Origin of the sequence: Modestobacter excelsi, from assembly GCF_005930495.1 — a bacterium.
Classification (GTDB): domain Bacteria; phylum Actinomycetota; class Actinomycetes; order Mycobacteriales; family Geodermatophilaceae; genus Modestobacter; species Modestobacter excelsi.
In genome coordinates this window covers 1-26,801 of record NZ_SJEX01000007.1, presented here as the reverse complement: position 1 = coordinate 26,801, position 26,801 = coordinate 1, and the positions used below count along the sequence as shown (strand labels likewise).

General features: G+C 75.0%; 26 protein-coding genes and 1 pseudogene. 10 read left to right on the top strand and 17 right to left on the bottom strand.

Translation table 11 applies throughout. From position 1 onward, the window contains the following. Positions 1-3: 3 nt before the first annotated feature. From FHL80_RS04290 to FHL80_RS04260, 7 genes are all read right to left on the bottom strand, one after another. The gene (locus FHL80_RS04290) at positions 4-375 is read right to left on the bottom strand and encodes a hypothetical protein (RefSeq protein ID WP_138732217.1); all 372 of its coding nucleotides are present in this window, start codon (positions 373-375) and stop codon (positions 4-6) included. Beyond that, positions 372-1,373 (bottom strand): SDR family oxidoreductase, encoded by a 1,002-nt coding sequence (locus FHL80_RS04285; RefSeq protein WP_138732216.1) that lies wholly within the window; start codon positions 1,371-1,373, stop codon positions 372-374. The genes FHL80_RS04290 and FHL80_RS04285 overlap by 4 nt, the downstream gene beginning before the upstream one ends. Positions 1,374-1,452: 79 nt before the next feature. Further along, positions 1,453-3,234 (bottom strand): glycoside hydrolase family 15 protein, encoded by a 1,782-nt coding sequence (locus tag FHL80_RS04280; protein ID WP_138732215.1) that lies wholly within the window; start codon positions 3,232-3,234, stop codon positions 1,453-1,455. 31 nt (positions 3,235-3,265) lie between these two features. Further along, the gene (locus FHL80_RS04275; RefSeq protein ID WP_138732214.1) at positions 3,266-3,730 is read right to left on the bottom strand and encodes a MarR family winged helix-turn-helix transcriptional regulator; all 465 of its coding nucleotides are present in this window, start codon (positions 3,728-3,730) and stop codon (positions 3,266-3,268) included. A gap of 248 nt (positions 3,731-3,978) precedes the next feature. Further along, the gene (locus tag FHL80_RS04270) at positions 3,979-4,593 is read right to left on the bottom strand and encodes a DedA family protein (protein WP_138732213.1); all 615 of its coding nucleotides are present in this window, start codon (positions 4,591-4,593) and stop codon (positions 3,979-3,981) included. A gap of 59 nt (positions 4,594-4,652) precedes the next feature. Then, on the bottom strand, positions 4,653-6,002 hold the full coding sequence (locus tag FHL80_RS04265; RefSeq protein ID WP_138732212.1) for an ATP-binding protein: 1,350 nt from the start codon (positions 6,000-6,002) through the stop codon (positions 4,653-4,655). Continuing rightward, positions 5,999-6,673: a response regulator transcription factor gene (locus FHL80_RS04260; protein WP_216870414.1), complete on the bottom strand. Its 675-nt coding sequence runs from the start codon at positions 6,671-6,673 to the stop codon at positions 5,999-6,001. Before FHL80_RS04260 ends, FHL80_RS04265 begins: the two co-directional genes overlap by 4 nt. An 83-nt stretch (positions 6,674-6,756) precedes the next feature. Between FHL80_RS04260 and FHL80_RS04255 the strand changes: the two genes are divergently transcribed. The 3 genes from FHL80_RS04255 (at position 6,757) to trhA (ending at position 9,224) form a co-directional block, all read left to right on the top strand. Then, a complete protein-coding gene (locus tag FHL80_RS04255) occupies positions 6,757-7,554 on the top strand; it encodes a COG4705 family protein (RefSeq protein ID WP_138732211.1) in 798 nt (265 codons plus the stop codon). After that, a complete protein-coding gene (locus FHL80_RS04250; protein ID WP_138732210.1) occupies positions 7,551-8,207 on the top strand; it encodes a phosphatase PAP2 family protein in 657 nt (218 codons plus the stop codon). The genes FHL80_RS04255 and FHL80_RS04250 overlap by 4 nt, the downstream gene beginning before the upstream one ends. Before the next feature lie 303 nt (positions 8,208-8,510). Next, positions 8,511-9,224 carry a PAQR family membrane homeostasis protein TrhA gene (gene trhA / locus FHL80_RS04245; RefSeq protein ID WP_138732209.1) on the top strand — a complete coding sequence of 238 codons (714 nt, stop codon included), beginning with the start codon at positions 8,511-8,513 and terminating at the stop codon, positions 9,222-9,224. Between the two features lie 45 nt (positions 9,225-9,269). Here the strand turns inward: trhA and FHL80_RS04240 are convergent, their stop codons facing one another. Continuing rightward, positions 9,270-10,307, bottom strand: coding sequence for an S-adenosylmethionine:tRNA ribosyltransferase-isomerase (locus FHL80_RS04240; RefSeq protein WP_138732208.1), 1,038 nt, complete (start codon positions 10,305-10,307; stop codon positions 9,270-9,272). Then, positions 10,304-11,005: an SDR family NAD(P)-dependent oxidoreductase gene (locus FHL80_RS04235; RefSeq protein ID WP_138732207.1), complete on the bottom strand. Its 702-nt coding sequence runs from the start codon at positions 11,003-11,005 to the stop codon at positions 10,304-10,306. Before FHL80_RS04235 ends, FHL80_RS04240 begins: the two co-directional genes overlap by 4 nt. Positions 11,006-11,053: 48 nt before the next feature. Here FHL80_RS04235 and soxR point away from each other — a divergent pair, with 48 nt between their 5' ends. Together soxR and FHL80_RS04225 are read left to right on the top strand one after the other, a co-directional pair. Then, on the top strand, positions 11,054-11,518 hold the full coding sequence (gene soxR / locus FHL80_RS04230; RefSeq protein WP_138732206.1) for a redox-sensitive transcriptional activator SoxR: 465 nt from the start codon (positions 11,054-11,056) through the stop codon (positions 11,516-11,518). Positions 11,519-11,809: 291 nt separating this feature from the next. Then, positions 11,810-12,022, top strand: a complete 213-nt coding sequence (locus tag FHL80_RS04225; protein WP_216870413.1) for a hypothetical protein — start codon at positions 11,810-11,812, stop codon at positions 12,020-12,022. Between the two features lie 7 nt (positions 12,023-12,029). Here the strand turns inward: FHL80_RS04225 and FHL80_RS04220 are convergent, their stop codons facing one another. Continuing rightward, positions 12,030-12,785, bottom strand: a complete 756-nt coding sequence (locus tag FHL80_RS04220) for an IclR family transcriptional regulator (RefSeq protein ID WP_138732204.1) — start codon at positions 12,783-12,785, stop codon at positions 12,030-12,032. Positions 12,786-12,903: 118 nt separating this feature from the next. Here FHL80_RS04220 and FHL80_RS04215 point away from each other — a divergent pair. From FHL80_RS04215 to FHL80_RS04195, 5 genes and pseudogenes are all read left to right on the top strand, one after another. Then, positions 12,904-13,869 (top strand): annotated as a pseudogene (locus tag FHL80_RS04215) (PDR/VanB family oxidoreductase); the annotation flags it as partial. A gap of 25 nt (positions 13,870-13,894) precedes the next feature. Then, positions 13,895-15,106 (top strand): cytochrome P450, encoded by a 1,212-nt coding sequence (locus tag FHL80_RS04210; RefSeq protein ID WP_138732202.1) that lies wholly within the window; start codon positions 13,895-13,897, stop codon positions 15,104-15,106. Between the two features lie 164 nt (positions 15,107-15,270). After that, complete coding sequence (locus tag FHL80_RS04205; protein WP_138732201.1) at positions 15,271-16,596, top strand: PP2C family protein-serine/threonine phosphatase; 1,326 nt, start codon at positions 15,271-15,273, stop codon at positions 16,594-16,596. Between the two features lie 316 nt (positions 16,597-16,912). Continuing rightward, positions 16,913-17,698 carry a GAF and ANTAR domain-containing protein gene (locus FHL80_RS04200; protein WP_216870412.1) on the top strand — a complete coding sequence of 262 codons (786 nt, stop codon included), beginning with the start codon at positions 16,913-16,915 and terminating at the stop codon, positions 17,696-17,698. Positions 17,699-17,700: 2 nt separating this feature from the next. After that, positions 17,701-18,072, top strand: coding sequence for a hypothetical protein (locus FHL80_RS04195; protein WP_138732199.1), 372 nt, complete (start codon positions 17,701-17,703; stop codon positions 18,070-18,072). Between the two features lie 100 nt (positions 18,073-18,172). On the opposite strand, the gene FHL80_RS04190 is transcribed toward FHL80_RS04195, so the two are convergent. The 7 genes from FHL80_RS04190 to FHL80_RS04160 all read right to left on the bottom strand — a co-directional run. Further along, positions 18,173-19,369 carry a chemotaxis protein CheB gene (locus tag FHL80_RS04190; protein WP_138732198.1) on the bottom strand — a complete coding sequence of 399 codons (1,197 nt, stop codon included), beginning with the start codon at positions 19,367-19,369 and terminating at the stop codon, positions 18,173-18,175. 129 nt (positions 19,370-19,498) lie between these two features. After that, complete coding sequence (locus FHL80_RS04185) at positions 19,499-19,930, bottom strand: ATP-binding protein (RefSeq protein WP_138732197.1); 432 nt, start codon at positions 19,928-19,930, stop codon at positions 19,499-19,501. A gap of 184 nt (positions 19,931-20,114) precedes the next feature. After that, positions 20,115-22,664, bottom strand: coding sequence for an HAD-IC family P-type ATPase (locus tag FHL80_RS04180; protein WP_138732196.1), 2,550 nt, complete (start codon positions 22,662-22,664; stop codon positions 20,115-20,117). 88 nt (positions 22,665-22,752) lie between these two features. Next, positions 22,753-23,694: an ABC transporter permease gene (locus FHL80_RS04175; RefSeq protein WP_138732195.1), complete on the bottom strand. Its 942-nt coding sequence runs from the start codon at positions 23,692-23,694 to the stop codon at positions 22,753-22,755. After that, on the bottom strand, positions 23,691-24,899 hold the full coding sequence (locus FHL80_RS04170; RefSeq protein ID WP_138732194.1) for a quaternary amine ABC transporter ATP-binding protein: 1,209 nt from the start codon (positions 24,897-24,899) through the stop codon (positions 23,691-23,693). Before FHL80_RS04170 ends, FHL80_RS04175 begins: the two co-directional genes overlap by 4 nt. A 1-nt stretch (position 24,900) precedes the next feature. Continuing rightward, entirely contained in the window at positions 24,901-25,863 is a 963-nt protein-coding gene (locus FHL80_RS04165; RefSeq protein WP_138732193.1) for a glycine betaine ABC transporter substrate-binding protein, read from the bottom strand. A gap of 47 nt (positions 25,864-25,910) precedes the next feature. Then, a partial coding sequence (locus tag FHL80_RS04160; protein WP_216870411.1) for a TauD/TfdA dioxygenase family protein occupies positions 25,911-26,801 on the bottom strand: 891 nt, incomplete at its 5' end.

Here is a 26,801-nt window from a genome sequence, read left to right as displayed (position 1 = left end):
GGCTCAGCCCTCCGGCCGGGGCCCGGCGGCCGGCGCGGTCAGCAGCCCCAGGACCGCGGACGCGGAGGCGGCGGCCGCGCTGAGCGCCGCTGCCCGCCGGTAGCGCGGCGAGGCCAGTGCCGTTCCCACCATGCTGGCCGCGTGCAGGCCGTCGACGGCGACGCCGAGGAGCACGAGCGGACGGGTCGGCACGGCGAGCACGGCCACCTGCTGGAGCACCACGCGGGCGCCCAGCAGGCGCACCACCCAGCGGGCCGGTCGCGGGGCCGGGGCGGACACCGCACGGAGCACGGCCCCCGGGCGGGCGACCAGGACCGCGTTGGCCACGCCCCGCACGACCGGCAGCGCCCCGGCCGCCCGGCTCCGGAGGGTCATCGCCGCCGGCCCAGCAGGGCCGCGCCGGCCACCGCTGCTCCGGTGACGACGGCGACCAGCCCGTGGTGCCGGCTGGCCCAGACCTGCGGGTCCCGCGTCCACGAGCCCTCGGTGAACCGCCCGTCGGCACCGAAGTCACGGCCGCCCTCGCCGTCCGCCGGCCACCAGAGGTTCTGCGGGTCGTCGGGGCGGGCGTCGGCGTCCGTCTGCTGCCCGGAGATCCCGGTGCGGGCCAGGTACCGGTCCAGGAACGCCGGGGCGACCTTGTTGCCCGTGATCGTGTAGACGGTCGGGATCCCCACCCACCAGGCGCGGCGCCGCGGGTGGTCGGCCGCCCAGACCATCGACGTCGCGACGAACTCGGGGGAGTAGATCGGCGCGACGGGCTGCGGCCGCTTCGGCAGCTTGTTGAGCACCCAGTCGAACTGCGGGGTGTTGACCCCGGGCATGTTGACCATCGTCACGTGCACGTTGCTGCCCTCGTGCCGCAGTTCGGTGAGCAGTGACTCGGTGAACCCCCGGATGGCGTGCTTGGCGCCGCAGTAGGCGCTCTGCAGCGGGATGCCCCGGTAGGCCAGCGCGGACCCGGTCTGCACGATGACGCCCCGGTCGCGGGCCCTCATCCGCCGCAGGGCGGCCATGGTGCCGTGCACGAACCCCAGGTAGGTCACCTGGGTGACCCGGCTGTACTCGGCCGCGCTGATCTCCGAGAAGGGCGCGAACACCGAGGTGAAGGCCACGTTGCACCACACGTCGATCGGGCCCAGCTCCGCCTCCACGCGGTCCGCGGCGCGCTCCACGGCGTCGGCGTCCGCGACGTCCACCGGGACGACGAGCGGGGTGCCGCCGGCCGCGCGCACGTCGTCGGCGGCAGCCTGCAGGCCGACCTCACCCCGGGCCAGCAGCGCCACCCGGTCCCCCCGCCGGGCGAAGGCGACGGCGGTCGCCCGCCCGATGCCCCCGCTGGCGCCCGTCACCACGACGACCCGAGCACTCATCGACGTCTCCCCAGCTTCACCGCAACAGTTGTTGTACGGCAAGTATGCGACGTCCCCGCGGCGGACGCAGGTCGAGCGCTCACCGGGGAGGAGGGTCGGCGTGCTGCAGCCAGCGGGCGGTGTTCACCAGCCCCACGTGGCTGAACGCCTGTGGTGTGTTCCCGACCTGCCGGCGGGCGCGGGTGTCGTACTCCTCGCTGAGCAGACCGAGGTCGCTGCGCAGCCCCAGCAGCCGCTCGAACAGCTGCCGCGCCTCCTGCCGCCGACCGGTCGTGCTCAGCGCGTCGGCCAGCCAGAAGCTGCACGCCAGGAAGGGGTTCTCGCGTCCGGCCAGGCCGTCGACGCCGCCGTCCGCGTCCGGGTCGTAGCGCATCAGCAGGCCGTCGTGCTGCAGCTCCCGACGCACGGCGTCCACCGTGCCCACGATGCGCGGGTCCGCCGGCGGGAGGAAGCCCACGCGGGGCAGCAGGAGGAGGGCGGCGTCCAGTCCACGGGACCCGTAGAACTGGGTGAAGGTGCCCCGGTCGGCGTCGTAGCCGCGCGCGCAGACGTCGTCGTGCACCTCCTGGCGCAGTCGCCGCCACCGGTCGACCGGGCCGTCGAGACCGAACCGTTCCACCGCCTGGACGGCGCGGTCCAGACCGGCCCACGCCATCACCTTGGAGTGCACGAAGGGCCGGCGGTCGCCGCGCACCTCCCACAGGCTGTTGTCCGGGGAGTCCCAGTGCCCCTCGAGGAAGTCCAGCAGCGCTCGCTGGAGGGCCCAGGCGTCCTCGGTGGGGGTCAGTCCCGACGTCCGTGACCAGTGCAGGCCGTCGAGCACCTCGCCCCACACGTCGAGCTGGAACTGCCCCGCGGCCGCGTTGCCGACCCGGACCGGGGCGGACCCGGCGTAGCCGGGGAGCCAGGGCAGCTCGTACTCCGGGATGCGCCGGCTGCCGTCGACCGCGTACATGATCCGCAGGTCGGCCGGGTCGCCGGCGACGGCGCGCAGCAACCACTCCCGCCAGGCCCGGGCCTCCGCCGCGTAGCCGGTGCCGAGCAGTGCCTGCAGGGTGAACGTCGCGTCGCGCAGCCAGCAGTAGCGGTAGTCCCAGTTGCGGGCGCCGCCCAGCTCCTCCGGCAGCGACGTGGTGGCAGCTGCGACGATCCCGCCGGTGGGGGCGTAGGTGAGCGCCTTGAGCGTCACCAGCGACCGCCGGACGGCCTCCTCCCACTCGCCGTCGTAGTCGCAGTGCGCCATCCAGTCCGACCAGAAGGACTCCGTGCCGGCCAGCGCCTGCTCCGGGTCGACGGGCCGCGGGCGGGGGAGGTGCGAGGCGGCGTAGGTGAGGACGAAGGGCACCCGGTCGCCGGCGGCGACCTCGAAGTCGGCGCGCGTGGCCCGGTCCTGCCCGACCAGCTCGACCGGGGTCCGCAGCCACACCGCATCGGGACCGGCCACCGCGGCGAGCTCTCCGTCGACGTGGCGGACCCACGGCACCACGTGCCCGTAGTCGAACCTCAGCGTGAGGTCCGACCGCATCGGCACGCGCCCGCTGATGCCCTCGACGATCCGCACGACCTGGGCCGCCTCGCCGCGGGGTGGCATGAGGTCCAGGACCCGCACCGATCCGGTGCCGGTGTCCCAGGTGCTCTCCAGCACCAGGGTCTCGCCGCGGTACCGGCGCCGGGTGCAGTCCCCTCCGGACCGGGGCGCGAGCGTCCAGCGGCCGTTCCCGGCGTCCCCCAGCAGGGCGGCGAAGCAGGCCGGGGAGTCGAAGCGGGGCAGGCACAGCCAGTCGATCGTCCCGTCCCGCCCGACCAACCCCGCCGTCTGCAGGTCACCGATGAGCCCGTGGTCCTCGATCGAGGTCGCCATGCGGGGTGCCTCCTGGTCGTCCTGCGGGCGGTCAGCCGCGCCCGGTGGCTCCCGCCGGTGCTCCGGCGGGCCCGAGCAGCACCGCGAGGGCGTCGACGACCGCCTCGTGCTGGGCACGGGGGAGCAGGGTGAGTCGCGCCTGCAGCTCCTCGACACGGAGGTCGTCGTAGCGCTGCAGCAGCCCGCGCCCGGTCTCGGTGAGGGAGATGCTGATCTCCCGGCGCGTCTGCTCCGAGGGGCGCCGGTCGACCAGGTCGGCGGCGACCAGCCGGTCGACCAGTCGGCTGGTCGTCGAGATGGTGACCCCCATCTGCTCGGCCAGCTGGACGAGGTTGGCGACCCCGAGGTCGTCGATGACGGTCAGCGCGCGCAGCTGCACCAGCGACGCCGCGCCGACCTCGTCGGCGGCCCGGACGGAGACGCCGACCATGAGCCGCGCCGTCGCCAGCAGCACCTGGGACTCGCCTGCGGAGGCCCTGCGCGGCTGATCGGTCATCGCCGGCCCGGCCTCGGGACCCGTTCCCCACGCACGTGGTCACGATGACGCAACAGTTGCATCAGTGCAAGTTCGCGTGGCGAACCGGAGTGCCATGACCACACCCGGCGGAGCCACACCGGAGGATCGACCCCCGTCCGCACCGCGATCGCGGGACCGTGCCGCAGCACGGCGCCGGCCGCTGCCGGACCGGTGCGGAGGAGCCCACCGCCGTCCGGGCGGCCTCGGCGGTGACCACCATCCTGGGCTCATGCCGTGTGCTGATCGGCCCGGCGGCGGCCGCGCAGCACCTCGAGCAGGACCGGCACCAGCGACAGCGCCACCACGCCCAGGACGAAGAGCTCCACGTGGTCCCGCACGACCGCGACCTGGCCGAGCCACCAGCCGAGGAGCGTGAGCCCGGCCGCCCAGGCCACGCCGCCGATCACCGAGTACCCGGCGTACCGGCGCAGGTCCATCCGGGAGGCGCCGGCCATCACGGTGGCGAAGGTCCGCACGATCGGCACGAACCGGGCCAGCAGCACGGTCCGGGCGCCGTTGCGCTCGAAGAACGCCCGGGACCGCTCCACGTGCTCGGCCCTGAACAGCCGCGAGTCCGGCCGGCTGAACACCGCGGGCCCCGCCTTCCGGCCGATCCAGTACCCGGCCAGGTTGCCGGCGATCGCGGCCAGCGGGAGCAGCACGAGGAGCACCCACAGCGGGGCGATCCGCCCGCCCGCGGCGAGCAGACCGGCGGTGAACAGCAGCGAGTCGCCGGGCAGGAAGAACCCGACGAGCAGGCCGCACTCGGCGAACAGCACCACCATGACGCCGACGAGTCCGAAGGTGTCGATCAGGTGCGCCGGATCGAGGAAGCCGCTCATCCCCGGCACGGTAGGCAGGCCCACCTGAACACGACCTGAACGTCCTGCTCCGGCGGTCGTCAGCCCGGGGGCAGCCGGACGTCGAACCGGCCGCCGGGCCCCGGGTGGGCGCGGATCGACCCGGTGGAGGCCGCGGCCAGCCGGGCGGCGAGCGCGAGCCCCAGGCCCCCGCCGGGGTGGTCGTCGTCCGGGTCCGCGCGCCACCCGGGTCGGAGGACGCGCTCGACGTCCTCCGCGGCGACCCCCGGCCCGTCGTCCTCGACGGTCAGGACGACGCGGTCGCCGTCCCGCTCGGCCCGCACGGTCACCGAGCTGCCCGCGTACCGCAGGGCGTTGTCCAGCACCGGCGCGAGCAGCCGCTGCAGCACCGCGCCGTCGACACCGACGACGAGGTCGGGGTCGATGTCGACGTCGACCCACACCCCGGGCGGGCGGGCGGCGACCGGCACGAGCGCGTCGACGACGGCCGCGGGGGCGCAGCGACCCGGTGCGCTCCGCGTCCCGGCGCGGGCCGAGGTCAGCAGCGTCTCGATGGTCCGCTGCATGTCCCCGGCGGCCGCGTCGACCGCCGCCAGGCCGGCGGACACCTCCGGGTCGTCCGGGCGGCGGTCCCGGGCCAGCTCGACCTCGGCGCGGAGCCGGGCCAGCGGCGTCCGCAGCTCGTGGGAGAGCTCGTCGGTCAGTCGCTGCTCGTGCCGCAGCACCGCGGAGAGCCGGTCGAGGACGCCGTCGAGGGTCGCCGCCAGCTCGGCGAGCTCGGTCGGGCGGGACTGCTGGTCGAAACGGCGGTCGACGTCGTCGGCGCTCCACCGGGCTGCCTGCTCGCTCATCTGCTGCACCGGGCGCAGCGCCCGCCCGACGGTGGCCCGCAGCACCAGGTGCACGATCACCAGCAGGAGGAGGGCGACCGCCGCGCTGCCCCACAGCGCGAGCCGCTCCAGCGCCCGGTAGGGGGCCAGGCTGGTGCTGGTCACCACGGTCGCGACCTGCGTGCCGCCGTCGGTGACCGGGAGGGCGAACAGCCGCACCGGGTCCTCGTCCCCGACCTCGACGGTCCGCTGCCCGCGGCCGGCCAGGTGGCGGGCAGCCCGGTCCTCCTGCGGTGAACTGCCGGGAGGGCCCTCCACCAGCCCGCCGTTCCCGGCGAAGATCCAGGTCCCGACGTCGAGTGCCCGGTCGTCGCCGGCCTCGTCGACGGACACGCTGCCGGACGGGGCGACGTCCAGCGTGGTCGCGGTCGCCTCGGCACGTGCGCGCAGGACGCTGTCGGCCTCACCGGCCAGCGCCGAGCCGAGCAGCACGTTGGCCCCGACGGCCAGCAGCAGCACCCAGACGGCGACCACCGCCGAGGCCGACCACGCCAGCCGGCCGCGCAGGCTGCGGATGCGGGGACCGGGCGGGAGCCTCACTGGAACCGGTAGCCGACGCCGACCACGGTGCTCAGGGACCGGCCGTGGTCGCCGGCCTGGCCGAGCTTGCGGCGGAGCCGGGCCACGTACTGGTCCAACGTGTTCTCCGAGACGACCGCGCCGTCCGGCCAGCCGGCCCGGACCAGATCGCGCCGCCGGACGACGTCGCCCGGGGCGGCCATCAGCACCGCCAGCAGCCGGAACTCCGTGGGCGTGAGCGGCAGACGCCCGGTCGGGCCGTCGAGCGCGTGCCCGGCCGGGTCCAGGTGCAGGGTCGAGGCGTCCCGGGGCGCCCGGGGTGCGGCCCGGCGGAGCAGCGCCTGCAGGCGGACGACGAGCTCGCGCACGTGGAAGGGCTTGGTCAGGTACTCGTCCCCGCCCGCGGCGTAGCCCGAGAGCAGGTCGTGCAGCTGGTCCCGGGCGGTGAGGAACAGCACCGGCACGTCGATGCCCCGCGCGCGGAGCGCCTGGCAGACGTCCCGCCCGTCGGAGTCCGGCAGGCCGATGTCCAGCACGACCGCGGCGAACCGGGTGTCCGGGCCGCGGCCGGCCGCCGCGAGCGCCTGCGTGCCGTCGCCTGCCGTGGTGACCACCAGGCCCGCGTCGCGCAGCGCCCGGGCGACGGTGGACCGGAGGGCGGTGTCGTCCTCGACCAGCAGCACCTCGGGCACGGCGACGATGGTGCCCCACGACCGGCGCTGACCGGCAGCTGCGTTCAGGCCGCGTTCAGGGCTGTGCCCGCACGCTGCTGGGCATGGTCGACATCCCGGTGAGCGCGCGCCGCCTGCTGAACAAGGTCCCCGAGGTCACGCTCTTCTTCTGGGTCATCAAGGTGCTGGCCACCACCGTGGGGGAGACCTTCGCCGACTTCCTGTCCGGTCTGGGGCTCGGGCTGGGCGGTACGACGGTGCTGATGACCGGGGTCTTCGCGATCGCCCTGGCCGCGCAGTTCCGCACCCGCCGCTACGTGCCGGCGGTCTACTGGCTGACCGTGGTGCTGATCAGCGTGGTCGGCACGCTGGTGACCGACAACCTGACCGACGCCCTCGGGGTGCCGCTGGTGGTGAGCACCGTGGTGTTCGCCGTCGCCCTGGCCGCCACCTTCGCCGCCTGGTACGCGAAGGAGGGCACGCTGTCGATCCACAGCATCGTCACCGGCCGGCGCGAGGCCTTCTACTGGCTGGCGATCCTGGTCACCTTCGCCCTGGGGACGGCGGTCGGCGACCTGGTCGACGAGAAGCTGGGCCTCGGCTACTGGCCGACGGCGCTGGTCGTCGCGCTGCTGATCGCCGCTGTCGCGGTCAGCCACCTGGTGTTCCGCGCGAACGCCGTCCTCACCTTCTGGATCGCCTACGTGCTCACCCGCCCGCTCGGTGCGTCGCTCGGCGACGGGCTGTCCCAGGGCCGGTCCGACGGCGGTCTGGGCCTGGGCACGACGGTCACCAGCGTGGTGTTCCTGCTGGTGATCCTGGCGGTCGTCAGCTACCTCGCGGTCAGCAAGCGGGACCAGACGCCGCTCGCGGCGGACGCCGCACGGGTGCCCACCCGATGAGCGACGTCCGCGCGCCGGGCCGGCGGCCGACCTCGCCGTGGTGGGCGTGCGCGGCCCTGCTGCTGGCCTGGGTGGCCGTGCTGGGCATGGTGCTCACCCGCGAGGGGCTCGCGGAGGAGGACGGGCCGACGCTCCGCTGGCTGGTGCAGCACCGCAGCGGCCCGCTGGACCGGGTCTTCGAGGCCATCAGCAGCACCCCGCTCGACGGCGCCGCGGCCGGGCTGGGAGCAGCGCTGGTCGTGCTGGTCGCCGTCCGCACCCGCTCGTTGCGGCCGTTGCTGGTCCTGGGCGCCTCGGTGGCCGGTGCCGTGGTGCTCGCCGAGCTGGTCAAGACCCTCGTCGGCCGGGCCCGCCCGGCCGCTGCGGTCATGCTGGGCGCGCCGGAGACCGGGTCGGGGTTCCCGTCGGCGCACACCCTGGTGCTCACCGCGCTGGCCGGCGGGGTGGCGCTGGTGGTCTGGCGGGTCACCTCGTCGGCCCTGGTGCGGACCGGAGCCGTCGGTGCCGCCGCGGCTGCCGCGGTGGCCATCGGGATCAGCCGGCTGTACCTGGGCGATCACTGGTTCACCGACGTGCTGGCGTCCTACGCGCTGGCGGGGGCCGTGCTGGCCGCGGTCGCCGCGCTCACCCCACCGCGCGCGGCACCGGCCTGACGGCCAGGTCGGCTCCGGTCGCTCGAGCACGTCCCCACGGTGCGCCCGGGGCGACCGGGGGCCGGCGACCGGAGCTGGTCTCCCGCGACGCGCCGGACCCCGGGCGCGTTCGACGAGGACAGCAGGGCAGCCCCGTGCGCACCGCCCACCGCGGCAGGTGGTCGCGGTGAGGTCCTGCCGCGAGTCGCTGCCCGGACACACCCGGCGTAGCGTCGAGGGCGATCAGGAAGGGCGTCACCGCCGGACACCGTGAGCTGCGCAGAGGCTCACCGAGGTGCCGCTGTCGGGCGCTGGTGTCTGCGGATGACCATCACGGACCGCCCGCCGTCGGTGGCGGGGCAGGGCACACGCGCTGCGACGGTGCACTACGACTCCCGCCGCGGCGTGCACTACAGCAAACCGCTGCTGCGCGGCTGGCTGCACCTGGCGTGGTTCGAGGCGTCCCTCGTCGCCGGCACCCTCCTCGGGGTCGCCGCGCACGGTGCCCGGCAGGTCGCCGGTGTCACCGTCTACGTCCTCTGCCTCAGCGGGCTGTTCGGGGTCAGTGCCCTCTACCACCGGGGGGACTGGGGCCCGGCCGCCAGCGCCGTCCTGCAGCGCGCCGACCACGTGATGATCTCCCTGTCGATCGCCGGTACGGCGACCCCGGTGTTCCTGCTCGCCGTCCCCGGCACCTACGGCGCGGTGTGCCTGGTCCTCGTGTGGTCCCTCACCGCGGTGGGGATCGGCACGCACCTGGTCCGCATGAACGCACCCGAGTGGCTCGTCGGTGGGTCGTTCATCGGGCTGGGCGCCGTCGCCGCGCTCGCCCTGCCGGCGCTCCGGGCCAACGGCGGTGTGCTCGCCGCGGTCCTCGTGGTCGCCGGCGGGGGTCTCTACGTCACCGGCGCGGTGGCCTACCACCTCCGCCGGCCGGACCCGTTCCCGGCGGTGTTCGGCTACCACGAGGTCTTCCACGCGTTCGTGTGCGTCGCTGCCACCTGCCACTACGTCGTCATCGCGCTGCTGCTCGGCTGAGGCCGGCCGCCGTCCGTCCCTCCCGCGCGGCCGGCGACCCGGTTCTCAGGGCAGGAACAGCATCGAGTCGCCGAACTCGTGCCAGAGCAGGTGCGCGCCGACCGCCGTCCGGTAGGCCTCGTCGACGAGGTCCACCCCGGCGACCGCGGCGAGCAGCTGCAGGTGGCTGGCCTCGGGCGCGTGCAGCCCGGTGACCAAGCCGTCCACCACCCGGGCCGGTCGGTCCGCGCCGAGCACCAGGTCGGTCCAGCCCGACGCGGGGCGGGTCACGCCGTCCTCGCCGGTGGCCGACTCGAGTGCCCGGGTCACGGTGGTGCCGACCGCGACGACCCGGCCGCCCGCCGCCCGGGCGCCGGTGACGATCCGGGCGGTGGCCGCCGGGACGGCGAACCGCTCGGGCGCCGGGGGCTCGTGCAGCTCGGGGCTGGAGACGCCGGTGTGCAGCACCAGCGGCAGCACCGCGATCCCGCGGGCCACCAGCCGCACCAGCAGCCGGTCGGTGAACGGCCGCCCGGCGCTGGCCATCTCCGCGCTGCCCAGCTCCCGCGGGTCGACCGGGGTGGCGTAGACGTTCTGCAGGGCGGCGAGCGGGACGGCGCGGGCCAGGTAGCCGTAGCGGATCGGCGTCCCGTACCGGGCGAGGTGCGCGGCGGCGGCCACCGCCGGGTCGGTGCCGGCCCGCCACAGCCGGGAGCCGGGGACCGGGAACGGCGCGACCAACCGCAGCTGCACGCTCCCGGGCAGCAGCAGCACCGACCCCGGTTCCGCGCCCAGGTCGGGCCCGGTGTTGTCCGGACGGCGGACCTCGACCACCCAGCTGCCGTCGTCCAGCGTGGTGGCCACGTGGACCGGGGTGACGGTGCCGTCGCCGCGGACGGCGTCCAGCCGGGCGGGGACGGTGGGCGAGGTGTTGACCACGACGACGTCGCCGGGCGCGAGCAGGTCGGGCAGCTCGCGGAAGCGGTGGGTCGTGACGGCGCCGGGCCGGGCGGCCAGCAGCGTGACGCCGTCCCGGGCCAACCCGCGCCGTTCCGGGGGAGCGGTGGCCTCCGACCCGGGCGGGAGGGTGAACGGTGCAGTCATGCCGGTGCTCCCGCGGCAGCCAGCTCCGCGGCCCGGTAGCGGCCGCTCGGCAGCTCCCCGGCGACCAGCCGCAGCAGCGCCGGGACGACGGTCTCCGGCGTGGGCCGGTCGCTGATGTCCTCGCCCGGGAACGCGGCCTGGTGCATCTCGGTGGCCATGTCGCCCGGGTCGACCGCGTAGACGCGCAGGTCCGGTTCCTCGACGGCGAGCACGGCGCTGAGCTGGTCGAGGGCGGCCTTGCTCGCGCCGTAGCCGCCCCAGCCGGCGTAGGCCTCCACGGCGGCGTCGGAGCTGATCTGCAGCACCCGGCCGCCCGCCCGGCGGAGTGCCGGCAGCAGCAGCTGGACCAGCGCCAACGGCGCCACGGTGTTGACCGCGAGCACCCGCTCGAAGGCCGGCAACGGCAGCTCGGCGAGCGGGGGGAGCGGGCTGGGGCCGAGGTCGCTGGCGTTGGTGACGAGCAGGTCGAGGCGGGAGGGGACGGCGGCGGCCAGCGCGGCGCGGTGCGCGGGGTCGGCGACGTCGCCGGGCAGTGCGGTGACCAGGCCGGGGAGGGGCAGGCCGGCGACGGCGGTGGCCAGGCGGTCGCCGTCCCGGGCGTCCAGGACGAGCTGCCAGCCCTCGGCGTCGAGCGCGGTGGCGAGGGCGAGGCCAAGCCCGCGTGAGGCGCCGGTGACCAGTGCGGTGGGGGATGTCATGGCGCTACCCTCGGACTTCACGTGCACTTGAGGTCAAGGGGGCGGCAGGTGGAGTTCTCGGTCGGGCAGATCGCCGCCCGCGCAGGCCTCGCGCCGTCCGCGGTGCGCTGGTACGAGTCTCAGGGGCTGATCAGCTCGGCGCGCACGGCGGGCGGCGCCCGCCGCTACCCGCGCAGCGTGCTGCGCCGGCTGGCGTTCGTCCGGGCCGCGCAGAACGTCGGCCTGTCGCTGGCTGAGATCCGGGCGGCGCTGGACACCCTGCCCGAGGGGCGCGCGCCCACCGCCCGGGACTGGGCACGCCTGTCGGCGGGCTGGCAGACCCGGTTGGACGAGCAGATCGCCGCGCTCACCCAGCTGCGCGACGGGTTGAGCTCGTGCATCGGCTGCGGCTGCCTGTCCCTGGACCGGTGTGCGCTGTCCAACCCCGGTGACCTGGCGGCGCGGGACGGACCGGGCGCCCGCTGGCTGTCCCCGGCGCTGCGGAAGGCGCGTCCGGTCCGCGACAGCGGCTGACGAGCCGGCGCACCGGGCTCGGCGGGAGGGGTGGGACCGAGAGGTCTTCGCGCCGGTGGCGGGGCTGTACGCCGCGGACGCGCCGGTCACCTCCGCGGGCCTCGCCGGGCCGGGGGCCCTGGAGGTCCTCGGGGAACTGCCCAGCCCAGGGCGAGGACCTCGTCCACCCTGGTGGTGCCCGGGTTCAGCACGGATTCCTTCCGTTTCGACCGCCGCGGCCGCACACTGCTCGCACGGTGCGGGTCGACGGAGACCTGCCGTCCTCAGGCGGGGGTCGCCATGTCGGAGTCGATGACGTTCCTGGACATCGTGGCGCCGCTGCGCGCCGAGTTCGCCATCGACCCGCGGACGGGGTCGCTCTGCGGTCGCCGCCGCGGCGTCCTGGCCCGCCTCGTCCTCGGCCTGTCGGTGCTGGGCTGCGCGCAGGGCACGGCCATGCTGACCCCCGCTGCCACGCTCGGCAGCCTCGTGGACGACCGCGTGGACGACGACTGGCCGTCCTGACCGGCCACTACGCCGCCGGTGTGCGCAGGGCCCGCGAGATGCCGCGCGCGGTGGCCGACAGCAGCGGCACCAGCGTCGCGCCGCGACCGTCGTTGGGCACGATCACCGACAACGCGGCGACCACCTCGCCCCGGCCGTCCCGCACCGGCACCGCCACCCCGGTGGCATCGGGGTGCTGGTGACCGGCGAGCACGGCTGCCTGGGTCCGCCGGACCTCCGCCAGCGCCGTCCGCAGCTGGGCCGCGCTGCCGAAGCCGGCCGGGCTGACCGGGTGCAGCGGCCGCGCCAGCACCCGCTCCTGCAGGTCGAGCGGGGCGTGGGCCAGCAGGACCAGCCCGGACGACGACGTGGGCAGCGCCAGCCGGCCGGCGATCCGGGAGAAGTTGACGACCGCGTCGCGCGCGCTGAGCCGCTCCAGGAAGAGGACGTCCTCGCCGTCGAGCACGCCGAGCTGCACGTGGTGTCCCACGACCGCGTGCACGTCCTCCAGGAAGGGCATCGCCGCGTCCCGCAGGGACACCGTGGGGGAGGCCCGCGCGGCCAGCTCCCACAGCCGGACGCCGACCCGCACCCGGCGGTCCGGGCCCCGCTCCAGCAGTCCGTGCGCGACCAGTTCGGCGACCAGCCGGGACGCGGTGGCCACGTGCAGGCCGCTGCGCCGGGCCACCTCGCCGACGGTGAGCGTCGGCTCGTCGGCGGTGAAGGCGGCCAGCACCCGCACGGCGCGGGCCAGCACCGACTCACCTGTCGGGGTCCGGGGCACGATCCGAGTGTGACACCGGTCTCTCGTCCATTGAGAAGTCGCTTCTGCCCCGGGTGACCTGGGTCGCAGGCTGGGGGCCGACGACGACGAGGAGGTCGGAGTGCTCACCGTGGAGCAGACGAGCAGGACCCGCCGCAGCGGGGTGGACCGGTCGACGGTGCGGGTGGTGGACAAGACCCCGGTCGCCGACGGCGTCGTCACCCTCACCCTCGCCGCCCCGGACGGCGGTCGGCTGCCGGACTGGGCACCCGGCGCGCACGTCGACCTCACCCTGGAAGGTGGCCTCACCCGGCAGTACTCGCTGTGCGGGGACCGCTGGGACGCGCACACCTACCGCGTGGGCGTGCTGCTGGAGCCCACCAGCCGGGGCGGCTCCCGGCACGTGCACGAACAGCTCGCGCCCGGGCACGTGGTCGGGCTGGGCGGGCCCCGCAACGCCTTCCCGCTGGTGCCCGCGGAGTCCTACCGGTTCGTGGCCGGGGGCATCGGCATCACCCCGCTGCTGCCGATGATCGCGCAGGCGGAGATGCTCGGTGCCGACTGGCGGCTGCTCTACGGCGGCCGGCAGCGCAGCTCGATGGCCTTCCTCGACGAGCTGGCGGTCCACGGGGACCGGGTGCTGGTCCGGCCGCAGGACGAGTACGGGCTGCTGGACCTGCCAGGCTTCCTCGGCACGCCGCGCACTGGCACGCCGGTCTACGGCTGCGGCCCCGAGCCGCTGCTGTCCGCGCTGGAGCGCGCCTGCCACGGCTGGCCGGCCAGGGCCCTGCACACCGAACGGTTCGTCGCCGCCGAGCGCGGCGCGCCGGTGCGCACCACGGCCTTCGAGGTGGAGCTGCGCCGGTCCGGGCGCACGCTCACCGTCACGCCGGACGTCTCGGTGCTCGAGGCGATCGGCGCGGCCGGGGTGGAGGTGCTCTCCTCCTGCCGGCAGGGCACGTGCGGCACCTGCGAGACCACCGTCCTGGCCGGGCAGCCCGACCACCGCGACTCGCTGCTGGACGACGACGCCCGGGCCGCCGGTGACTGCATGTACCCCTGCGTGTCCCGGTCCTGCAGCGACCGCCTCGTCCTCGACCTCTGACCCCGCCGACCCGCTGGAGCCGACCATGACCCTCGCCCCGAGCCGCCCCACCGACCTGCCCGTCAGCGACGCCGACCCCTTCAGCCACGAGGTCCTGGAGGACCCGCTGCCGCTGCACGAGGAGCTGCGCGAGGCCGGTCCGGTCGTGCACCTGAGCCGGTACGACGTGTTCGCCGTCGCCCGGTACGCCGAGGTGCACGCCGCGCTGGTCGACTGGCAGCAGTTCCAGTCCGCCGCCGGGGTGGGGCTGTCCAACTTCCGCACCGAGGAGCCGTGGCGGCCGCCCAGCCTGCTGCTGGAGGCCGACCCGCCCCGGCACGACGCCCCCCGCCGCGTGCTGAGCGCGGTGCTGGGCCCGCGGGCACTGCGGTCCCTGCGTGCGGGCTGGACCGCCGACGCCGAGCAGCTCGTGGACTCCGTGCTCGCCGCGGGCACCGAGTTCGACGCCGTCCCGGTGCTCGCCGAGGCGTTCCCGCTGCGGGTCTTCCCCGACGCGGTCGGCATCGGCCCGGACGGCCGGGAGAACCTGCTGCCCTACGGGGACCACGCCTTCAACGCCTTCGGCCCGAGCAACGACCTGGTGGCCAGGGGCGCGCACCGGGTGCCGGAGCTGTCGGGCTGGGTGGGGGAGCAGTGCGCCCGTGAGGCGCTCAGCGGCGACGGGTTCGGCGCCGCCATCTGGGCCGCGGCCGACCGTGGGGAGATCACCCCGCAGCAGGCGCCGCTGATGGTCCGGTCGCTGCTCACCGCCGGGGTGGACACCACGGTGCACGCGCTGTCGGCGATCCTCTACGCCTTCGCGACGCACCCGCACCAGTGGGCCCGGCTGGTCGCCGACCCGTCGCTGGCCCGGGTGGCCTTCGACGAGGCCATCCGGTGGGAGTCACCGGTGCAGACCTTCTTCCGCACCACGACCACCGACGTCGGCATCGGCGGCACCGTCGTCCCGGAGGGCCGCAAGGTGCTGATGTTCCTGGCCGCCGCCAACCGCGACCCCCGCCGGTGGACCGACCCCGACCGCTTCGACCTCGACCGCGACCCCTCGGGGCACGTGGGCTTCGGCATGGGCCTGCACCAGTGCGTCGGCCAGCACGTCGCCCGGCTCGAGGCCGAGGCCGTGCTCACCGCGCTCGCCCGGCGGGTGCGGTCGATCGAGCTCGCCGGCCCCACCCGGCGGCACCACAACAACACGCTGCGGGCCTGGGAGAGCATCCCCGTCCGGCTCGCCGTCGACTGACGGGGACGCGGGCCCGGCGTGACCGACGTCCTTGCGCGGCCCGGCTAGGGTCCTCCTCGCGGGTGCCGGCTGATCGGCACGACGCTGCTCGACCCGGCTGCGGCCGGTGCGCCTGGGTCGCCTTCCGGTCACCCCTCATGGGGCGGGACCTGGTGGGAGAGCGGATGCCGGACGACGGACACGACCACCTCACCGTCGCGGTGCAGACACTGCAGGCCGACGTGGGTGTGGGCTTCGTCGACGAGGAGGGCCGGTCGCGGACCGAGAGCCTCGGCGAGCGGGTGCTGGGGTCGCTGCTGGACCGGGCGCACCTCATGCCTGCCCGGCTGGTGGGGCCGCTGGTCGCGCAGGAGATCGGCTCCATCGGCGGCACGGACGTCAGCATCTGGCTGCAGGACTACGACCAGCGGACCCTGCAGCCGCTGACCGGGCGCGGGCTCGTCGGCGCGTCGACGCCGATCGCCGGGAGCTGGCCGGGCCGCGCCTTCACCCAGGACGCCCGCATCGAGCAGCAGATGTCAGACGGGTCCGTGCGGCTGTACCTGCCGATGCTGGACGGCTCCGACCGCGTCGGCGTCCTGGCGTTCACCCTGCCCGGGGTCGACGACAACGACCGACGGCTCGCCCAGCGCCTGGCCGGCCTGACCGCGGACCTCGTCGTCACCAAGTCCCTCTACACCGGCACGTTCGCCAAGATCCGCGCCGCGGTGCCGATGAGCCTGTCGGCCCACCTGCAGTGGCAGACGCTGCCGCCGCTGGTGATGACCACCCCGGACGTCGCCCTCGCCGGCATCCTGGAGCCCGCCTACGACGTGGGTGGGGACAGCTTCGACTACGCCCTGGACGACCACGTCCTGCACCTGGCGGTCTTCGACGCCATGGGCCACGGGCTGGAGGCGGCCATCATGGCCACCGTCGTGGTCGCCGCCTACCGGCACGGCCGGCGGTCCGAGGCGTCGCTGCCGGACCTCTACGTGCACATGGACGACGTCCTCGGCACCTCCCACCCGGGGCGCTTCGCCACCGCCCAGGTGGGCCGGCTGGACACCGTGACCGGGGTCCTCAGCTGGGTCAACGCCGGCCACCCCGCCGCCCTGTGGGTCCGGCCGGACGGCGCTGTCGCCGAGCTGTCCGGACCCACCACCCGCCCCGTGGGGTTCGGCGGCGCGTCCCCGTCGGTCCAGACCGTGCAGCTGGCCCCGGGTGACCGGGTGCTGTTCTTCACCGACGGGGTCGTCGAGGAGCGGCTCGAGGGCGGGGGGCAGTTCGGCGAGGCCCGGCTGCGGGAGCTGGTCGAGCGGGCCAGCACCGAGCGGACGAGCGTCGCCGAGACCGTGCGCTTGCTCTCGCACGACCTGATGGCGGCGCGGGGTGGCCACACCAGCGACGACGCGTCGTTGCTCCTCGTCGAGTGGCGCGGGCCGCCCCGGGACGACGAGCTGGCCCGCGGCATCATCGGCGGCCTGCCCGCCGGTGACATCGACACCTGACCGGACGGGCCAGCCCCGCAGCCGCGCCGTCCCGGGTCCCACCGGGTCGGGGAGGTGCTCGCCGAGGCCCTCCGTGGGCATGCACAGCGCCCGGCCGGGTACCGTGCACACGAGTTGCCGGCCATGCGCGCGAGACGGTGGATGGACCGGCCGCGCAGCGCGGCGGAGCATCACCCAGACCACGGGTTCCCTCTCCGCCGGTGCCGGTCGGTGCGCGCCCTCGCGCCCGGCCGGGACGGAGCGGGAGGCCCTCGCGCATGAGCAGCTCCGCGGACGTCCCCGGCAGTCGCCACGACCCCCGTGGAGGGGACCACCCATGACCGACTCCGCTGCCGGTAGCCCGGCACAGGCAGGCACCGATCCGCTGACCGGCCCACCGCCGGTGGACCTCGGCGCAGCGTTGAACCAGATGGCCGGCCTGGTGCTCTCCCGGGAGACCGTCGACACCGCCCTCGAGCTGGTCACCAGCCTGGCGGCGACCGCCACCGCCGGCACGCTGGGTGCGGCGGTCACCCTCATCGACGAGCACGGCAAGCGCTCCAAGGCCGCCTCCAACGCTGCGGTGGAGGAGGCCGACGCCCTGCAGTACCAGCTCGATGAGGGCCCGTGCCTGACCGCCTGGCGCACCCGGGAACTCGTGCGGATCGACGACACCACCACCGACGGCCGCTGGCGGCGGTGGAACGACGCGGTCGGCCAGCTGGGTGTGCGCTCGGTGCTGAGCACGCCGCTGGTGGTGGGCCAGGAGTCGATCGGCGCCATGAAGGTCTACTGCGAGCGCCCGATGAACTACGGCCCGCACGACGAGCAGATCATGCGCCTGCTCGCGGGTCAGGCCGCGATCCTGCTGGCCAACACCCAGAGCCTGCAGGAGGCCCGCCGGCTCAGCCGGCAGCTGACCGAGGCGCTCGCCAGCCGTGATGCGATCGCGCGGGCCACCGGGGTGCTGCTCGCCCGGGGCGCGACCAGTGAGCAGGACGCGTTCGTCGCTCTGGCCAGCGCCGCCCGGCAGGCCGAGCAGCCCGTGCAGGACGTCGCGCGCGCCCTCCTCGCCGCCGTGGTGGAGCGCAACACCCACCGTGCGGCGCCTGCCCGACCGTGACCATGACCAGCGACGAGCGCCACCGGCGCATGGACGCTGCCCGCGTCCGTGCGGAGCTGACCATGCAGGAACTGTGGCTGCGCTACGTGGCGCTCGGCGGCACCGGCGACGCCTTCGACCTCGACGGCTACCTGCAGGCGCTGGTGCCACTGGAGGTCTTCCAGCAGGACGTCCTCGCCCAGGCCCTCAACGAGGCACTCGAGGAGAGCTACCTCCGCTACTGCATCCCGCTGTCGACGCCACCGGCCGGTGGCACGGGGGACGACCGGCTGCGCCGCCTCGTCGACACGCTCCTCGAGGACCAGGTGGCCACCTTCCGGGACCGGTTGCAGCCGCCCACCGCCGATCCACCCGAGGCCGACGCGGCTCCCTGAGCCAGAGGTCCCAGCGCAGGGGTCATGTCGGCCACCATGGCCCCTACGGGACCGTCGATCAGCGAGCCAGGGAGCTGCCTGTCCGCGCTCGGCCCCCGGATCAGCGCTGCGCCTGGCCGTCGAGCAGGGACGGGCTCCGGCGCGTACCCAGGACGAGCCCGTTCGTCGACGCGGCGACGCGCCGCCGCGCCTCCTGCGCCGAGCTCCGGATCCGGCGCGCGGATGCCCGGGCGTCGTGAGCTCGTGCGACCAGCCCGCCGAGGTCGACGGCGCTCGACCCGATGATCGCGCCACCGGCGTACGTCGGGTCGTCGGCCCGGCCGCCGGGGCGCCCGTCCCCGTCCGGGCTCGACCCCGGACCTCGGTCGGTCAGGAAGCCGTCGAGCGGGTCGAGGGAGACCAGGGACTCGTCCAGACCGCGCAGCGCCATCCACAGCGCCCCCTCGAGCGCCTGGGACTGCTCGGCCACGAGTGCATCCGGCGACCAGGCGTGCCCGACCCGGCAGCGGAACCGCTCCAGGCCCCCCTCGGTGATCGAGAAGAGCGCGCCGTGACAGCTCGGACAGCCGTATCCCGACGGGACGCCGGGCCGGTCGTCACCGTCGAGCGCGTCCGGTTCCAGGTTCGCCATGGCCGTCTCCGTGTCCATCAACTCGCTGGGCGGCGGCTCCTGCACGCCCGTGATGTCCTCGCTGAGCAGGGTCGAGAGGAGGGCCGCCATCTTCTCGACCGGGACGACGTGCTCCACTCCGCCGGCCTCGGCGGCGTGCCGCGGCATGCTCGGGTACATCGCGTCCGCCGGGTCCTGGGCGATGCCGATGCCACCGCGCGCCCGGACCGCGATCATCCCGGCGGCCCCGTCGTCCAGGGCGCCGGACAGCACGACCGCCACCACCCGCCGGCCGGTGGACCGGGCCGCGGACCGGAACAGCACGTCGACGGCCGGCCGGTGCCCGTTCTCGCGCGGTCCGCGGGAGAGCAGGACGTGGTCGTCGACGACCATCAGGTGCCGGTCCGGTACGGCCACGCGCACCGTCCCGGGCTCCAGCAGGGCGCCGTCCACGGCCTGCCCGACGGGGAGGGCGCACACCCGGTCGAGGATCTCGGGCAGTGCACTGCGGGCACCGGTGGGGAGGTGCAGGACGACCAGGACGGCGGCCGGCAGGTCGGGGGGCAGGGCCCGCAGCAGCTGCAGCAGTGCCTCGACGCCGCCGGCCGAGGCACCGACCACCACCAGATCGCGCCGCGCCATGCCGCTCTCCTCCTCGCCGCCGACGGTCAGCTGCAGCCGGCGCACCGGCGACGTGTGGGGAGAACCGTAGCGCCATCGGGGAGGGCGTGTCGGGTGGACGACCCGCCTTCGGGAAGCGGTCCGTGCCCGTGCCCGGGGGAAGGGCCACACCCCGACCCCGCGGCAGCCCGGGGATCAGGCGAGCGCCAGCACCGCCCAGACGTGCTTGCGATCGCCGTCGACCGCCCAGCCGAACGCCGCGGACAGCCGTGCGACGAGGTGCAGGCCCAGGCCACCCAGGGCCGGGTCACGGTCGAGGGCCGGCACGGGTGGCTGTTCCGGACACGCGTCGCTGACGTCGACCAGCCAGCCCCGGTCGCACCCGTCCACCCGCACCTCGACCGGGGCGCCGCTGTGCCGCAGGCCGTTGCTGGCCAGCTCCTCGAAGACGAGCAGCAGCCGGTCGACGTCATCGGGTGGCGACCCCGCGGGGAGGCTCCGCCGCAGGTCGTTGCGTGCACCGGTGAGCTGCGCGGGACGGCCGATGGTCCAGGTCCACGTGTCGCGGGCCGAGGTGGGTGTCGGTGGGGCGCAGTGCGCCCACGTGGCGGCCTGTCCGGTGCTCATCGGCTCCTGCTGTGCTCGAGCGACTGGTCTCGCCGCGGTGTGCTGGGACGACGAGCGGTCGGCAGGGTCGACCGTGCGCCGGCGTGGTCCGTACGACGACGGCATCCGCGCCCGGCCGGTCGGCAGGGGGCGTGTGCTCGACGCAGGGACAGCGTCCCACCTCCCGAGCGGGCGGGCACGTCGATCAGCGAGGAGGGCCGCCCTCGCCCGCGGGGGCGGCCAGGCCGAGGGCCCGCTCCAGGACCCGGAACCGGTAGACCGCGCTGAGCAGGGCGAACCAGACCACCAGCGCCGGCAGCACGGTCCGGAACACCGGGTCGGCGGCGTGGGTGAGCCCGAACCAGTCGGTGAACCAGGGCACGAACAGCCCGCCGGAGAACGCCAGGAAGAGCGCGAGGACCAGCACGGCCGGTCGCCGGTCGCCGTCCGGCCGTGTCCAGGAGGCGAAGAACCGGGTCGGCGGGCGCAGGAACAGGATGAGCAGGAACGCCGCGTAGGAGACGAACGTCGACAGCGCCGTCTGCGCCCCGATGGTCGCCGCGGCCTCGGTGAACGCCACGTCGTCGGAGCTCACGCCGGTGTACCGCTCGAAGTCGGCGACCACGACCTCGGGCACCCGGGACTGCTCGAAGCCGTCGAGCAGCGTCGTGTAGTGGTAGGCGTAGAGGGCGGCGCCGGCGGCCGCGGTGAGCACCATCGCCGGGACGACGAACCGCCAGAGGTCGGTCAGCAGGTGCGGGTCCGGAGCGGTCGGGCGGGCCCAGCTGGTGAGGAACAGCGTCGGGACGCCGACCGTCAGCAGGGTGAGCCCGACCTGCGCGGGGGAGTACGGGAAGCCCAGCCCGAGCATGGTGACGGTGAGGATGACCAGGCCCTGGGTGCCGACCCGCGCCAGGAACACCTGCATGGAGGTGCTGATGCCGGAGATGATCCGGCGGCCCTCGTGCCGGGCCGGCAGCAGCGCGGCGAGCGAGTCGTCGGTGAGCACGATGTCGGCGACGTCACGGGTGACCGCGCTGCCGCTGCGCATCGCCACCCCGACCTGCGCCCGCTTGAGCGCCCGGGCGTCGTTGACCCCGTCGCCGATCATCGCCACGTGGTGGCCGCGCCGGCGCAGCGTGGTCACCAGCCGCTCCTTCTGCTCGGGGGTGATCCGGCCGAACACGGTGCTGCCTGCGACCACGGCGTCGAGCTCGGCGTCGGACAGCCCGTCGAGCCCGGCCCCGCTCACCGGTTCGCCGGCGGCCAGCCCGGCCTGCCGGGCCAGAGCCGCCACGGTGGCGGGGTCGTCGCCGGAGACGACCTTGAGGTCGACGCCGTCGGCGGCGAACCGCGCGATCGCCTCAGGCACGCCGGGGCGCAGCTCGTCGGCGAGCACCACCAGCGCCAGCGGTTCCAGTGCGGGCAGCCGGGCCCGGCCGGTCCGGTCGCGCAGCGGGGCGGCCGGGTCCACGGCCCGGGCGGCGACGAGCACCCGCAGCCCTTGGGACGTGCGCGCGGCCACCGCCTCGGTCAACGGCTCCCCGGACAGCTGCGGGGCGAGCCGGTCGGGTGCGCCCAGCACGTAGACCCCGTCCTCGGTGCGCAGCGCGCTCCACCGCAGCGACGAGGAGAACGGGACCTCGTCCCGGACCACCACCGGCTCCCCGGGCAGCGCGCCGGCCAGCGCCGTGGTCGTCAGGTTCCCCGCCGCGGTGCTTGCCGCCATCGAGCCGACGAGCTCCTCGACGTCGGCCGCCGGCACCGGGCCCACCGGCAGCACCTCGGCGAGGGTCAGCCGCCCGGTGGTCAGCGTGCCGGTCTTGTCGGTGCACACCACGTCGACGTTGCTCACCGACTCGACGGCGTTGACCTGCTGCACCAGGGCCCCGTGCGCGGCGCTCCTCGCCGCGCCCACGGTGTAGGCGACGGCGACGAGGAAGAACAGGCCGTAGGGGACGAGCCCGGACAGCACGGCGGTGGTCTGCACGACCCGCTCCAGCGTGAAGCCCTCCAGACCGGCCTGGGCGAGGATCGCGACGCTCATCAGCCCGACCAGCACCATGACCAGCCGGACGACGAAGCCGATGCGCCGCTGCAGCGGCGTGCTGTCGGTCGACGCCTGCCGCACGTCGGTGGTGAGTCGGCTGGCGTAGCTGGCCGCGCCGACGTCGCGGGCCAGCTGGTGGCCCTCGCCGCCCACGCAGTGGCTGCCGGACAGCAGGTCCTCGCCGGGCTCCTTGCGCAGCGCCTCGGACTCGCCGGTCAGCAGCGACTCGTCCACCTCGACCAGGCCGCCGGCCAGCACCGGGCCGTCGACCACGACCTGGTCGCCGGGGCGCAGGTGCAGCACGTCCCCGCGGACGACCTGGTCGGGGACGACCTCGACGTCCCGGCCGTCGCGCACGACCGTGACCCGGCCGCGGCTGAGCAGCTGCAGCCGGTCGAGCTTGCGCTTGGCACGGATCTCCTGCACGGCGCTGATGGCGGCGTTGACCAGGCCCAGGCCGACGCTGGTGAAGGCGTCGTCGTAGCGGCCCAGCGCGAGCAGGGCCGCGCCGATGACGAACAGGATGAGGTTGAAGAAGGAGAAGACGTTGGTGCGCAGGACGGCCGCGTAGCTCCGGGACGACCCCCGGGTGGCCGTGTTGCCCTCACCCCGCCGTCGCCGCGCCTCGGCCTCCTCCCGGCTCAACCCCGGGGGAGCGGTCTCGCCGGGCACCACCTGCACGCTCATCGGGTCCCCGGTCTGCACGTGCTCGATCCTCGCGCAGGGGTGGTGACGGCGAGAGGCCGGCTGCGGGTGCAGCCGGCCTCGCGGCGTGGTGGCCGGGTGGCGCCGGTCAGCGCGACGCGGGCGCCTCGGCGGGAGCGGCGGCCTCGGACCGGGGAGCCGGCACCACCGGTCCGGCGGCTCCGGCCGCGGCCCGGCGGGTCCGGGCCCGGAGCAGCCGGGACACCGCCGTCGGGTGGCCGAAGGACGCCGTCAGCCGGTCGAGGAAGATCGCCAGCAGGACGACGGCGAGACCGCCCTCGACCCCGGAGGCGACGTCGAGCTGGGTCACCGCGCGCACCACCACCGCGCCCAGCCCGGCCGCGCCGAGCAGCCCGGCGGTGACCACCATCGACAGCGCCAGCATGATCACCTGGTTGACGCCGGCCATGATCGACGGCAGCGCCAGCGGCAGCTGGACCTCCCGCAGGACCTGCCCCGGCCGGGCGCCGAAGGCCTGCGCGGCCTCCACCACCTCGCGGTCCACCTGCCGGATGCCGAGCTCGGTCAGCCGGACGCCCGGGGGGATGGCGAACAGGATGGTCGCCACGACCCCCGGCACGACGCCCACGCCGAAGAAGAAGACGGCGGGGGCGAGGTAGACGAACACCGGCGTCGTCTGCATGAAGTCCAGCACCGGCCGGACCGCGACGCTGACCGCGCGGTGCCGCGCCGCCAGGATGCCCAGCGGCACGCCGATCGCCGCGGCGATCACCGCGGCCACCAGCACCAGCGCCAGGGTCTGCATGGTCTCGACCCACAGCTCCAGCGACACCACCAGCAGGAACGCCAGCAGCGTGTAGAGGGCCAGCCACGGACCGCGCAGCAGGAGGGCGAGCACCGTGGCGACCACGATCCACACCACCGGCGGCGGCGAGACCAGTGCGTCGGTGAGGCCGTCGACGAGCACCTGCATGACTGAGGAGATGCCGTCGAACAGCCACGGGACGGTGGCGAGCAGCCAGTCGATGAGGTCGGAGACCCACTGACCGAGCGGGACGTGGGGGATCACGAGCGCCTCCCGGTGACCGGCACGGCCGACAGGGCGTCCAGCACCGCGGCCCGGGGGACGACGCCGAGCAGCCGGCCGTCGTCGTCGACGACCCCGAGCGGCACGGGGTGCCGGCCGAGGAGGTGCACGAACTCCACGACGGGACGGTCCGCCGCGATGGTCGCGAAGTCGGTGACCAGCTCCTGCGGCCCGAGTGCCGCCCGGCCCTCCTGCACCGCGCGGGCCAGCAGGTGGTCGCGGGCGACGCCGGCGATGCGCCGGCCATCGTCGAGCACGTAGACGCCGTTGGCCTCCACCGCGCCCAGCGCCCGCAGCACGTCGCCGGGGGCGTCCCCGAGCCGGGCGGTCAGCCGCGGCTCGCGCAGCAGGTCCCCGGCGGTGAGCACCCGGGTCCGGTCCACGTCGGAGGTGAAGTCGGCGACGTAGGCGTCGGCGGGCGCGGCGATGATCTCCGGCCCGGTGCCCAGCTGCACGGTCCGCCCGTCCTTGAGCATGAGGATCCGGTCGCCCAGCCGCATGGCCTCGTTGAGGTCGTGGGTGATGAACACGATGGTCTTCGACAGCTCCGACTGCAGCCGCTCCAGCAGGTCCTGCATGTCCCGGCGGATCAGCGGGTCCAGGGCGGAGAACGGCTCGTCCATGAGCAGCACCTCGGAGTCCGCGGCGAGCGCGCGGGCCAGGCCCACCCGCTGCCGCATGCCGCCGGAGAGCTCGTCGGGCCGGGCGTCGGCCCGGTCGAGCAGGCCCACCGTCTCCAGTGCCCAGTCCGCCCGCTCCCGCTGCTCGGTGACGCGGGCGCCGCGCACCTTCAGCGCGTAGCCGGCGTTCTCCCGCACCGTGCGGTGCGGCAGCAGCGCGAAGTGCTGGAAGACCATGCTGATCTTCTGGTTGCGCACGCGGCGGAGCTCCGCGTCGTCCAGGGCCCGCAGGTCCCGGCCGTCGACCTCGACGGTGCCGGCGCTGGGCTCGATGAGCCGGTTCAGCAGCCGCACCAGGGTGGACTTGCCCGACCCCGACAGCCCCATGACGACGAACAGCTCACCCCGCGCCACCTCGAAGCTGACGTCGTGGACGGCGAGCGTCGACTGCGTCCGGCGGTAGACCTCGTCGCGCCCGAGGCCCTCAGCGGCCAACCGCAGTGCCTCCCGTTCGCGTGCCCCGAAGACCTTCGTCAGGCCCGAGACCCGCAGCACCGGCGACGTCACGTCAGCCGATCCACTGGTCGATCTGGTCGGCGTGGTCGTCGACCCACTGCCGGGCGACGGTCGGGACGTCGTCCCCGTCGACGTCGACCTGCTTCTGCATGGCCTCCATCTCGTCGACCGGGATGCGCAGGTCGGTCAGCAGGTCGACGAAGGCCGGGGCCTGCTCCTGGAGCTCCTTGCTGGCCGCGATGTTGGCGCTGTACGAGGGCATCGCGCAGGCGCCGTCACCGGTGGTCAGGCAGCCGTCGGAGTAGGGCGTGGGCTCCTCGAGCTGGACCATGTCGTACTGCGCGAACACCGCGTGCGGGTGGTACAGGTACAGCACGATCGGCTCCTCGCTGCCGTAGGAGCTCTTGAGCTGGGCGAGCTCCGCCGCCTCGCTGGAGACGACGTGCTCCAGCGAGATGCCGTAGCCGCTGAGCCGCTTGGTGTTCTGCTCCGTGGTGATGTAGCCGGGGTCGGCGTCGTAGAACTTGCCGCCGAGCTCGTCGGCGTAGTCGTTGAGCTGGGTGACGCTGGTCAGCCCCTCGAGCGGGCCGCCGGGCGCCACCGCGTAGGCGGGCACGAACCAGCCCTGCGCGGCGTCGCCGTAGGTCTCGGACACGACGTCGACCTGGTCGCTCGCCTTGTCGGCCAGCGCCTGCTGGTTGGGCAGCGCCACCTCGGTGAGCAGGTCGATGTCCCCGCGCTGCGCACCCGCCCAGGCGGCCGCCGGGTCCAGCTGCGTCGTGGCCAGCGAGGAGACCCCCAGGTCGGGGTGGTCGGAGGCGATCTCGGAGAGGATGCCGTTGGTCAGGCCGGCCGCGGTCCAGCTGAACTCCGCGGTCTGGACCGTGATGCCGTCACCGCTGCCCCCGCCCGAGCCCGACCCCGCCTCCTCGCTGGAGCAGCCGGCGAGGGCGGCGGCGAGCAGGGCGGTGAGCGCCAGGGCGGACGCGCCGGGACGGCGGAGGTTGCGCTGCATGGGGTCAACTCTCTCAGGGCGTCGGGCCGCTGGGGCCATGTCGGAGGTCAGGCGGCGTCCGGCCCGACCGGCGCGTCGCCGCGCAGGGTGATGCGGTGCATCACCCTCCGGGTGTCGCCGTAGTCACGGTTGGCGTAGTGCACCGTCGACCGGTTGTCCCACATGGCCACATCGCCGACCGACCAGCGGTGCCGCACGATGTGCTCGGGCTTGGTGATGTGGGCGTAGAAGAGGTCGAGCAGGTAGCGGCTCTCGGCGTCGGAGACGTCCTTGATGTGGGACACGAAGCCGGGGTTGACGAACAACCCCTTGCGGCCGGTGTCCGGGTTCACCCGGACGACCGGGTGCTCGACCGGGACGAGCGCGCGGAACTCCTCGCCCTCCCACCTGGTGCGCTCCTCGCGCTGGGCGAGGTAGTAGCCGAACTCCCGGGTGCCGTCGTGCACCGCGACGAGCTGGTCGGCGAGCCGCTGCACCGGCTCGCTGAGCGAGCGGTAGGCCAGCTCCAGGTCCGCCCACTGGGTGTCCCCGCCGGTCGGCGGGAGGACGACGGCCCGCAGGACGGAGCCCAGCGGCGGGCGGCGCACGAAGGTGACGTCGGTGTGCCACACGTCGGCGAAGCCGCCGGTGGAGCTGTCCAGCGCGTAGATCTCGGGGTGCTCCTCGTCGACCCCGGGGACGACCGGGTGGCCCTCGGTGACCTCGCCCAGCCGGCGGCCGAGGGCGATCTGACTGTCGGGGTGCAGGCCGTGCTGGCCGGCGAAGAACAGCACCTTGTACTCGGCGAGGGCCGCCCGGATCGCGCGGACCTGGTCGTCGGTGGCGCGGCTGAGGTCCACGCCGTGGACGCGGGCGCCGATGGTCGGCTCGAGGCGCTCGAACTCGAGGGCGGCGCCGTCGAGGTCAGCGGGGGTGGTCGGGGCGGCAGCGAGCAGGGT